The organism is Xanthomonas pisi DSM 18956, assembly GCF_001010415.1.
GTDB classification, from domain to species: domain Bacteria; phylum Pseudomonadota; class Gammaproteobacteria; order Xanthomonadales; family Xanthomonadaceae; genus Xanthomonas; species Xanthomonas pisi.
This window is the reverse complement of record NZ_JPLE01000117.1, coordinates 1-10,601: the sequence shown is the minus strand read 5'-3', so window position 1 is coordinate 10,601 and position 10,601 is coordinate 1. Positions and strand designations below refer to the sequence as shown.

10 protein-coding genes and 1 other RNA gene are annotated in these 10,601 nt (G+C 62.8%); 6 read left to right on the top strand and 5 right to left on the bottom strand.

Annotation, left to right across the window (positions count from 1 at the left end):
• Window positions 1–22: 22 nt before the first annotated feature.
• Window positions 23–2,161: a S9 family peptidase gene (locus Y887_RS17220; RefSeq protein ID WP_046965512.1), complete on the bottom strand. Its 2,139-nt coding sequence runs from the start codon at window positions 2,159–2,161 to the stop codon at window positions 23–25.
• A 109-nt stretch (window positions 2,162–2,270) separates the two neighbouring features.
• Between Y887_RS17220 and Y887_RS17215 the strand changes: the two genes are divergently transcribed.
• Window positions 2,271–3,455, top strand: a complete 1,185-nt coding sequence (locus Y887_RS17215; protein ID WP_046965513.1) for a pyridoxal phosphate-dependent aminotransferase — start codon at window positions 2,271–2,273, stop codon at window positions 3,453–3,455.
• A 416-nt stretch (window positions 3,456–3,871) separates the two neighbouring features.
• Here Y887_RS17215 and Y887_RS18355 read toward each other — a convergent pair.
• From Y887_RS18355 to Y887_RS17205, 3 genes are all read right to left on the bottom strand, one after another.
• Window positions 3,872–3,947: non-coding RNA, sX9 sRNA (locus Y887_RS18355), on the bottom strand.
• Between the two features lie 37 nt (window positions 3,948–3,984).
• Complete coding sequence (locus Y887_RS17210; protein WP_046965511.1) at window positions 3,985–6,078, bottom strand: prolyl oligopeptidase family serine peptidase; 2,094 nt, start codon at window positions 6,076–6,078, stop codon at window positions 3,985–3,987.
• A gap of 69 nt (window positions 6,079–6,147) precedes the next feature.
• Window positions 6,148–6,459, bottom strand: a complete 312-nt coding sequence (locus Y887_RS17205; RefSeq protein WP_046965510.1) for a hypothetical protein — start codon at window positions 6,457–6,459, stop codon at window positions 6,148–6,150.
• Window positions 6,460–6,745: 286 nt separating this feature from the next.
• Here Y887_RS17205 and Y887_RS17200 point away from each other — a divergent pair, with 286 nt between their 5' ends.
• The 5 genes from Y887_RS17200 to Y887_RS17180 all read left to right on the top strand — a co-directional run bounded on the left by Y887_RS17200 (window position 6,746) and on the right by Y887_RS17180 (window position 9,354).
• On the top strand, window positions 6,746–7,315 hold the full coding sequence (locus Y887_RS17200) for a lipocalin family protein (RefSeq protein WP_046965509.1): 570 nt from the start codon (window positions 6,746–6,748) through the stop codon (window positions 7,313–7,315).
• A 15-nt stretch (window positions 7,316–7,330) separates the two neighbouring features.
• A complete protein-coding gene (locus Y887_RS17195; RefSeq protein WP_046965508.1) occupies window positions 7,331–8,212 on the top strand; it encodes a hypothetical protein in 882 nt (293 codons plus the stop codon).
• A gap of 92 nt (window positions 8,213–8,304) precedes the next feature.
• Window positions 8,305–8,646 (top strand): VOC family protein, encoded by a 342-nt coding sequence (locus Y887_RS17190; protein WP_046965507.1) that lies wholly within the window; start codon window positions 8,305–8,307, stop codon window positions 8,644–8,646.
• A 98-nt stretch (window positions 8,647–8,744) separates the two neighbouring features.
• Complete coding sequence (locus Y887_RS17185) at window positions 8,745–8,978, top strand: hypothetical protein (RefSeq protein ID WP_046965506.1); 234 nt, start codon at window positions 8,745–8,747, stop codon at window positions 8,976–8,978.
• Between the two features lie 97 nt (window positions 8,979–9,075).
• A complete protein-coding gene (locus Y887_RS17180; protein WP_046965505.1) occupies window positions 9,076–9,354 on the top strand; it encodes a hypothetical protein in 279 nt (92 codons plus the stop codon).
• 159 nt (window positions 9,355–9,513) lie between these two features.
• Here Y887_RS17180 and Y887_RS17175 read toward each other — a convergent pair whose 3' ends face one another.
• A complete protein-coding gene (locus tag Y887_RS17175) occupies window positions 9,514–10,479 on the bottom strand; it encodes a helix-turn-helix transcriptional regulator (RefSeq protein ID WP_005997239.1) in 966 nt (321 codons plus the stop codon).
• Window positions 10,480–10,601: the final 122 nt, after the last annotated feature.

Sequence of the window (10,601 nt, the reverse complement as noted above, 5' to 3'; positions counted from 1 at the left end):
CTCCCCAATCCCCGCCCCTCGACTACTTGACCCCGAGCTGATCCAGCACAAACGCATACGACTCGGCGAGTTCGCGGTAACGGCGGAAACGGCCGGACTTGCCGCCGTGACCGGCTTCCATATTGGTGCGGAACACGATCGGAGCCTTGCCGGTGTTGTCGTCGCGCAACCTGGCCACCCACTTGGCCGGCTCCCAGTACTGCACCTGCGAATCCCACAGACCGGTACCGACGAACATCGCCGGGTACGCCTGCTTGCGCACGTTGTCGTAGGGCGAATACGACAGCATGTAGTCGTAGTAATCCTTGGTTTCCGGGTTGCCCCACTCGTCGTATTCGTTGGTGGTCAACGGAATGCTGGCATCCAGCATGGTGGTGACCACATCGACGAATGGCACCTGCGCCACCAGCACGCGATAGTCCTGCGGCGCCATGTTCGCGACCGCCCCCATCAACAGGCCACCAGCGCTGCCGCCGGATGCCGCCACACGGTCCTTGGCGGCGTAGCCCTGCGCGACCAGCCCGCGGGTGACGTCGACGAAATCGTTGAAGGTATTTTTCTTGTGCAGGAGCTTGCCGTCGTCGTACCACTTGCGCCCCATTTCCTGGCCGCCGCGGATATGCGCGATGGCGTACACCACACCGCGGTCCAGCAGGCTGATCGCCGGCAGATTGAAGGACGGGTCCATCGACATGCCGTAGCTGCCGTACGCGTACTGGAACAACGCAGCAGTGCCGTCCTTCTTGAAGCCTTTCTTGTACACCAGCGACACCGGCACCTTGACGCCGTCGCGGGCCGTGACCCAGACGCGTTCGGTCACATACTTGCTCGCGTCGTAGCCGATCACCGGTTGCTGCTTGAGCACCTTGCGCTCGCCGGTGGTGGTGTTGAGTTCGTAGGTGGTGGCCGGCGTGGTCAGCGATGTGTAGCTGTAACGCAGCCACACGGTGTCCGGCTCGGGGTTGACCGACAAGCCCATCGAATACGCCGGCTCATCCGCCTTGACGTATTGCGGTTCCCCCGCAGGAGCCCGCACATCCATGTGCGGACTGTTGAATTGAAGTCGCACGCGCTCCAGGCCACCGGAGCGCTCTTCGATGGCAGTGAATCCATCGAACAGCTCGAAGTTTTCGATGTAGACCTTGTCATCGTGCGCGACCCAGTCGGTCCACTGCTTGCGCGTGGTGGCATCGGTGGGCGCAGTCACCAGCTTGAAGTTTTCGGCGCCATCGGCGTTGGTGCGGATCACCCAACGCCCGTCGAAATGTTCGGCGTGATACTCCACGTCGCGCTCGCGCTTGGCCAGCACCTTGAAGGTGTCCGGCTTGGCGGCCAGCGCATAACGCGTCTCGGACGACACCGTGCTTTCCACGCCGATGGTGATGTATTTGTCGTCGCGGGTACGCCCCACGCCCATGTAGAAGCTGTCGTCCTTCTCTTCGTACACCAGCACGTCGTCCTTGGACGCAGTGCCCAGGACGTGTTTCTTGACGCGCACGGTCAGCAGCGTTTCCGGGTCGTTTTCGACGTAGAACACGGTCTTGTTGTCGTCGGCCCAGACCACGTTCGGGGCCACGCCTTCCACCGTGTCCGGATAGATCTCGCCGGTGTCCAGATTCTTGAAGCGAATCGTGTACTGGCGGCGGCCGACGGCATCGTCGGCCCAGGCAAGCAGGCGGTTGTCCTGACTGACCTCGGCCTCACCCACGCTGAAATAGCCCTTGCCCTGGGCCATCTGGTTGACGTCCAGCAGGATTTCTTCCGGCGCCTCCATGCTGCCCTTGCGGCGCGCCTGGATCGGGTAATCCTTGCCCGCTTCGAAGCGGGTGTAATACCAATAGCCGCGTTCGCGATACGGCACGCTGGCATCGTCCTGCTTGATGCGCCCGACGATCTCGTTGTAGAGCGTGTCTTCCAACGGCTTGAGCGGCGCCATCACCTGGTCGGTATAGGCGTTCTCGGCGTTGAGATAGGCCAGCATCGCCTTGTCTTCGCGCTTGTCGTCGCGCAGCCAATAGTAGTCGTCGTTGCGGGTGGCGCCAAACGGCGTCTTGACCACATGCGGGTGCCTGGCGACGTCCGGCGGCGACGGGAGAGCGGCGAAAGAGGAGGCGGATGTGGTCATCAGGCTGGCGATCAACAAGGTCAGGACAGGCTTCATCAGATTGGGGTCCGTTGGATGAACGCAATGCCATCCCAGCGCCCGAGTGTGGAAGAGCCCGTCGCCGGGCGTCATGTGTCCTAGGTCATGCTGGTCTATGATCTTCGCAATGGACCCCTTGCTTTCGCCCGCGTCGGGCTACAGCCGCCGCAGCCAGGACATCGCGCCGTTCCATGTGATGTCGCTGCTGGCCCGCGCCAATGCGCTCGAACAGGCCGGTCACGACGTGATCCACCTGGAAATCGGCGAACCCGACTTCACCACTGCCGCACCGATCGTGGCCGCCGGGCAAGCCGCATTGGCTGCCGGCCATACCCGCTACACCGCCGCACGTGGGCTACCGGCACTGCGCGATGCGATTGCCGGGTTTTATGCGCAGCGCTATGGCCGCAGCGTCGACCCGGAGCGGATCCTGGTCACGCCCGGCGGCTCGGGCGCGCTGCTATTGGCCAGCAGCCTGCTGGTGGACCCGGGCAAGCACTGGCTGCTTGCCGACCCCGGGTATCCGTGCAACCGCCACTTCCTGCGCCTGGTCGAAGGTGCCGCACAACTGGTGCCGGTCGGGCCGGACACCGACTACCAACTGACCCCGACGCTGGTGGACGCGTGCTGGAACATCGACAGCGTCGGCGCCCTGGTGGCATCGCCGGCCAACCCCACCGGCAGCGTACTGTCGCGCGAGCAACTGGCCGCGTTGTCGCAGGCGCTACGTGTGCGCGGCGGGCACCTGGTGGTGGACGAGATCTACCACGGCCTGACCTATGGCCTGGACGCGCATAGCGTGCTGGAAGTCGACGACAGTGCCTTCGTCTTGAACAGTTTTTCCAAGTACTTCGGCATGACCGGCTGGCGTCTGGGCTGGCTGATCGCCCCGCCCGACGCGGTGCCCGAGCTGGAAAAGCTTGCGCAAAACCTCTACATCAGCGCCTCGACCATTGCGCAGCACGCAGCGCTTGCGTGTTTCACGCCAGAGAGCATCGCCATCTTCGAAGCGCGCCGCGCGCAGTTCCAGCAACGCCGCGACTATCTGCTGCCCGCGCTACGCCAGCTTGGCTTCAACATCGCAGTCGAACCGCAGGGCGCGTTCTATCTCTACGCAGACATCAGCGCGTTTTCAGACGATGCGCAAGCGTTCTGCGCGCATTTCCTGGAACACGAGCACGTCGCCTTCACTCCCGGCATCGACTTCGGCTTCCATCGATCCAACCAACACGTGCGCATCGCCTACACCCAAAGCCTGCCGCGCCTGGAACAGGCAGTGGAGCGCATTGCGCGTGGCTTACGCAGTCTGTGACCACAGATCGAGCGTGTAAAGTACTCGCAGCTCTCCTGTGCACTTGCTGTTGTTCGTAACTTCCCCCGCCTTGAAGCGAGCCGAACACCGCAGCCATGGGTGCGCCCTGTTTGAGCGCAGCGAGTTGGGGTGCCATGCCGCTTATGGCGAGGAGCGCGGGCACGGTCCAGTCCCATCGCACCGGATCGCGTCAGGCGACATGACGTTGCTTACTTTTTCCGAAGCAAACGCAACCCGCGCCGCAAGGTGCGGAAGCCTTGCACTTTCTGGATGCCTCGACCTACGCGAGTGCTCATCGAACAGGCTTCGACTCAGCGCGCAGCCGCACCCTCATCCGCCCTTCGGGCACCTTCTCCCGAGGGGAGAAGGGCTCGTATACGAGGCACACGCCACCAACCGTCACGCCGCATTAGAGTGGCTAACAAAACGTAGCGAGCAGTCGTCAGGCGGGTGTGGACGGCGCGGAGGAACCGCAGTGTACGAGTGGTACATGCCGATTCCGAGCACCNNGTAGTTTTGTTAGCCGCTCTTAGTCGGCCAGGCGCTCCCACAGGAAGCTATACGCCAGTGCCGACATATGCGCTGCCTGCGCATTATTGGCTGCGCCGCCATGGCCGCCTTCGATGTTCTCGTAGTAGGTCACGTCCTTGCCGGCCTCGATCATCTTGGCGGCCATCTTGCGCGCATGGCCCGGATGTACGCGGTCGTCACGCGTGGAGGTCAGGAAGATCACCGGCGGGTAGGTCTTGCCCGGATCGAACAGGTGATATGGCGAGAAGGTCTGGATGAATTTCCAATCGTCGGTATCGGGGTCGCCGTATTCGGCCATCCACGAGGCGCCGGCCAGCAGGTGGCTATAGCGCTTCATGTCCAGCAGCGGCACCTGCACCACCACTGCACCGAACAGCTCCGGATACTGGGTCAGCATGTTGCCGGTCATCAGCCCGCCGTTGCTGCCGCCCTGCACGCCCAGATGCCTGGTGGAGGTGATCTTGCGCGCCACCAGGTCCTTGGCCACCGCAGCCATGTCTTCATACGCCTTGTGGCGGTTCTGCTTGAGCGCGGCCTGGTGCCAGCGGGGACCGTATTCGCCGCCGCCGCGGATGTTGGCCACCACGTAGACGCCGCCCTTGTCCAGCCAGGCGCGGCCCAATCCGCCGGAATAGTTCGGCGTCATCGAGATCTCGAAACCGCCGTAGCCGTACAGCAGGGTCGGCGCACTGCCGTCGAGCTTCAAGGACTTCGGACGCACCAGGAAATACGGCACGCGGGTGCCGTCCTTGCTGGTGGCGAAGTGCTGCTCGATGCTGTCCTTGCCGGCATCGAAGAACGTCGGCATGGTCTTGAGCGGCTGCGGCGCGCTGCCGATATCCACCCACGACAAGGTGGTGGGTGTGAGGTAATCGGTGACGGTCAGCCACAGCGCATCGCTGTCGTCGCTGTCCACCGCGCCGACGTCGACGGTGCCGAACGCCGGCGCACCGACAAACGCACTTTTTTTCCACCCGTCCTGCGATGGCGTGATGACGCTGAGCCGATTCTTGACGTCTTCCAGCACGTTCAACACCAGATGCGACTTGGTCCACGCCACGCCCGCCAGCGAGGTGGTGTCGGTGGGTTCGAACAGCACATCGAAGCTGCGCTTGCCGTCCATGAAGTCATCGAAGCGCGTCGCCAGCAGCGAGCCCGGCTTATAGGTCTTGCCGTCCACCGTCCACGGCTCGCGTAGCTCCAGCGTCAACCATTGCCGCTTGACCGACTTGCTGGCCGAGTTGGGTACGTCCACCTTGACCAGCTTGCCGTCGGCGCCCTTGAGATACAGCTCGTCGTTGTAGAAGGCCAGGGTGCGGCTGACGAAATCGCGCTCGAACCCCGGGGTGTCATCGTGCATCGCCGCGATGTACATATCGGTCGGCTTGCCTTCGTACACCACCGCCGCAGCGCTGAGCGGGCTGCCGCGCTTCCACTGCTTGGCGATGCGCGGATAGCCGGAACTGGTCATGCTGCCGGCACCGAAATCGGTGAAGACGTAGACGGTGTCCTTGTCGATCCAGCCCAGCCCACCCTTGGATTCGGGACGGAAGAAGCCGTCCTTGACCCATTGCTTGCTGCCGAGATCGAATTCGCGGGTGACGTCGGCATCGGCGCCGCCACGCGACAACGCGATCAGGCAACGCTGATAGTCCGGACGCAGGCAGTCGGCGCCGTGCCAAACCCAGTTTTCGCCCTCGGCCTTGTTGAGCGCATCCAGGTCCAGCACCGTCTCCCATTTCGGCGAGGCCTTGCGGTATTCGTCCAGCGTGGTGCGCCGCCACAGGCCGCGCTCGTGCTGCTTGTCCTTCCAGAAGTTGTAGTAGTACTCGCCGATCTTCTGCACGCCGGGAATCTTGGCGTCCGAATCCAGCACCTCGCGGATGCTGGTTTCCATCTGCTTGAAGGCCGGCGTGGTGGCCAGGCGCGCCTCGGTCTTGGCGTTCTGGGCCTTGACCCAGTCCAGCGGCTTGGCGCCGGTGACATCTTCCAGCCAGGCGTAGGGGTCGTTGGACACGGCGGTTTCCTCTGCAGAGACGGCGCCAGCGGTGATCAGGCCGGCAGCCAGGCAGATCGAGGCGAACTTGGGCATACATTTTTCCGGAAAAACCAATGCCGGAAAACCTAACACAGCCCCTGGCCCGCACTCCCCTGCCGAAGGTCAGGCCGCCCGCGCCGGTGTCGTTGCCCGCGAGACGCCGCGCCGACGCTGCGCCTGCGGGCCACGCCGCCGCGGCAAGGCCCGCCGCGCGCCCGGCCGGGTCAGCGTGGGCAGCGCGAAGCGATGCAGGCTCCACCAGGCCAGCATCGGCATGCCCACCAGCCACAGCGGCAGCCAGCCGATCCACTCGCTATACCCGCGTGCCGCCGGCCACACCAGCACCAGCGCCAGGCCGGCAAGGGCGATCTGCCGCACCGGGCGCAACACCCGCGGATCGGGACGTTCGGAACGACGGGAAGGACGATGCGACATGGCGGCACTCCGTGGCAGAAGGGATGAAGACAGGCCGGCAGGATTGCCTGTGTCCATCTCACCGATTGCGACCTGGCAGGCGACATGTTGCGCCGGGCCGGTCCGATGCTGCGGACGGTGCCTTGAGGCTGGCGATCGGGATCGAGATCGGGGGCGAGGACGGAGGATCGAGGGATTGATCCCGATGCCGATGCCGCAGTCGCCGACGCCAGACCCGACCGTTGACGCGAACTTGCCCCCTGCATGCGGTAGTGTGCTGCTCCTACTGCCCCTTTGTGATGTTGCGATGCGCCTGACCGTTACGATCGCCCTCGCTTTCCTGCTCGTCTTCGGCCTGCCCGTGGCGCATGCCAAGGACGCATCCACCACCGAGCCGGCGATCGATCTGGCCAAGATCATGGGCACCTGGTATGTGATTGCGCGCATGCCCAACCCGGTGGAGCGCGGGCACGTCACCAGCCGCGACCAGTACACCCTGGACGAAGACGGCAAGGTAGCGGTGCGCTATCTGTATCGCGATGGCTTTGGCGAGCCGGAAAAAGAGGTCAACGCGCGCGCGTCGGTGGATGCGGAGAGCGGTAATCGCGACTGGCGGGTGTGGTTCTACAAGGTGATCCCGGCCAAGCAGCGCATCCTGGAAATCGCGCCGGACGGCTCGTGGATGCTGATTTCCTACCCGGGCCGCGACCTGGCGTGGATCTTCTCGCGCAAGCCGGACATGAGCCGCGAGCAGTACCGCACGCTGGTCAACAAGATGCGCGACGACTATTCCATCTACACCGACAAACTCAAGCGCGTGCCGCAGCTGCGCGAACAGGTGGACCGCCTGGGGTTTGAGGTGCCGAACAAGCGTTAGCCATCAGGGGAAAGTATGCAGGGAGCCGTTGCGCAGATCGTGGCTCTTGTCGTTCACGGAAATACCTATTTCCGCGGCATAGAGCAAGTTGCCGCGTTTCCCAGCGACCACAGCACGCTCACATTTTGCGAGTTCGTCAAGTTCGTTGGCCTAACGCGCTCCGGCGAGAATTGGAGCGAAACGCCTTTTGCTCAAGATCCTGCATCATGGCTAGAAGAGCTTCGCAGAAGCGGGGTTCATGCAATTCGGATGATTTACCTGCCCAGCGGACAGAACTTGAGCGGAGCAACGGACCGAATGCTCGTTGGGTTTGTTGGCGGCGGCGGACGCTGGCTGTTGGAGACAACAGGTTCCAAAGGCTCTGATTACTGGGAAGGCCGCTGGGAGGTGGGCGACCAAAGTCGCGCTGATAAAAAGATTTGGCGGGTCACATACGGCCGGATCGCCGCTGATCAACCCCCATCGCCTCACGCTGCTAGCGACCTGCAAAGCCTTCGACAGCGCCTAACCAAGAACCTAACTGATATAGCCGCCTTCGCCCATCATCAGAAACTTGATGGCTTTGCAAATGCTTTTGAGGCTGGCCTATCCAATCTCGCGTCTTCATCGCCTGGCGCCGATCTTTATCACAATGACCTGCTGACAGCCGACATGCCTCTCACTGCTGCTCAATTGCTTTCGGCAGCCCAATCATCATGGGTATTCGGCGGCATGGGCTCTTGGAACGATCTCGGCTTTGACGATGACGACCAAAGGACATACGAGGATCTTTCTGAGGACCTCTACAAGCTGCTCAATGATTCAATTGTTTCAGCAACCAACTCCACCGCGTTGCTGGCTGCCGCGCGGCTTCAACCCAAACCTCAAAAGCGCTCTTGGTGGCGTTTCTGGGCCTGATGGCTAACAATTCATTCAAGCCGAATCCGCCTCGCGGCTCGGCTTCATTCAAGCGCTAGCTGCCACTGAACGTCATCTGTCGGAGGTATGGCATGAAGGTCCAGTACCTTGAGATCGTTACACACGACATGCAGGCGGTCTGCGCCGCCTATGCGGTGCAGGGCGCTGAATTCGACGAGCCGGTGCCCGAACTGGGTAATGCCCGCACCGCAAGCCTGGCTGGCGGCGGCCTCGTCGGTGTTCGTGCTCCTCTGCGCGAGTCGGAACGGCCTGTCGTGCGCCCGTACTGGCTCGTCGAAGACATCGAATCGGCTGTTGCCGCCATCGTGGAGGCAGGCGGCACGGTCGCAGTCCCACCGATGGAACTTCCAGGCCGGGGTCGATTTGCCATCTACTTGCTCGGTGGCAACGATCACGGCCTATGGCAGCTCTAACCACTGTAGCTTTGCTGGTCGCGCGGCCTGACAATTCGTCCAGGCCGACGCCACTTCCCGGCTCGGCTTAACTCGGGTGTTAGGCCGCAGGAGAGAACTTGGCTTTCTACATTCTTATCGACAAGATCTCAGAGTCGGAGAGAGAGGCTTTCTATCGCTTCTACGATACCGCCTACCCGGACGAGGTCGGAGAGCTACGCCTGGACAAGGCCACCAATAGCATCGAGATGACAAAGCCCTGTCGGGAAGCATTCTTCATCCGCGCCGCAACTAAGGTCGCTCGCCACTTTCATGATGGCAACCTTCCGGAGAGCACATGTTGGGCGTCATGAGTCATTTCCCAGACCTCGTCTGCAGATGGCTGCGGCCTAACAATTCATTCAAGCCGGACCCGCTTCGCGGATCGGCTTAATTCAGGTGTCAGACCCAATGCCAGAGCACACGACAACTGACAGCACAGGTCTCGTAGTTCAAGTCGGTACGCTTGTCCAAGTCACGCATCTCCACGAGTCCACTGTCTGCCTCTTGCCGCAATTGGAAAGAGATCGACTTCTATCCATGGTCGGCGAAACGTTCGAGGTTTATGAGGTAGATCGGTGGGGACAGGCCTGGGTAGAGAAGCAGTGGCATCAAGGTGAGGATTTGGTTGACTCCCACTCCTTGGGCTTGGAGCCGGAACAGATGCTCGTGGCGCAAGATGGGGCCTAACAAGTCATCAAAGCAGAACCCGCGTCGCAACCCGGCTTACTTCAGGCCTTGAGCGTCATTGACCGCATCACCACGCACTAGGCCAGGCGCGTCTTGCGGACGCTTGCACGCGTCTGCCGCCACTGCAGCCCTGCCCAACACCTCAACTGCCTACCAGGCTCAGTCGTAGTTGCTCAGCGCCAGCGACAACAGCGCCTTGGCCTGCTCGCGCAGCGAAACGGGTTCGACGATTTCCGCATCCGAGCCGTAGTGCAGCACGTCCATCAGCAGCTCGCGCGAGTTGCTGTACGGCAATTTGAGCTCGTAGCGGCCGTCCGGCAAAAAACGGCCCTGCTGCTTGGAATGCCAGTGCTCGTCGGCCACCCAGCGCGCGGCCTTGGCGCTGAACACGATGGTCGCCCAGCCCTTGGGTGCGCCGGAAAAGATGCCGTAGCTGGCGGCAAGCTGCTCGTCCAGCTCGCTGTCAGGCACATCGCGCGGTGCTGCATCGAGCAGGCGCGCATGATTGATGCGGTCCACCGCAAAGCTGCGCACGCCATCGCGGCCATGATCCCAGGCATCCAGGTACCAGTTGTCGCGGTAATGGGTGATGCGCTGCGGGGACACGGTGCGTTTGGTCGATTCGTCGGTCGAGCGTGCGCGGTAATCGAAACTCAGCTGCTTGCGCTCCAGTACCCCGGAGGCCACCGTGCGGAAGCTGGCTTCGTCCAGCTTGCGGCCGCGATGCGGAATTACCCGCACCCGATCCACCGGCCACTGCGACACGCCGGCCTGTGCCGCCAGCAGCCCTTCGATGCGCTGCTGCAAGGGTGCCAGCATCGAGGACAACACCCCGCCACCGGTGCGCGCGAGCAATTGCTGGGATGCCAGCAGTGCATGCAGTTCTTCCGAACTCAGCCACAGGCCGGGCAGCTCGAAGCGATCGCTTTCGCCGGACAGATAGCGAAAGCCCGATTCGCCATCGCCTTCCACCGGCGCCATCAGCGCATCGCGCAGGAACGCCAGGTCGCGATACACCGTGGCGCGGGAGCAGCTCAGCTCATCCTGCAGCCGTGCCACGGTGACCGGATAGCGCGCCGACTTGAGCAGGCGATGCAGGGAGTTGATACGTTCATAGCGGTCCATGCGCCGATTATGTCCGGTTCTTCGCGCGGCGGGGTGAGCGGCGCTATGCACTCTGGTGCAGAACACGGCCGGTCCCCGCTCGATCGGGTTGCGCCGGTCGCCAGGACCCCGCGCGCGGGGTC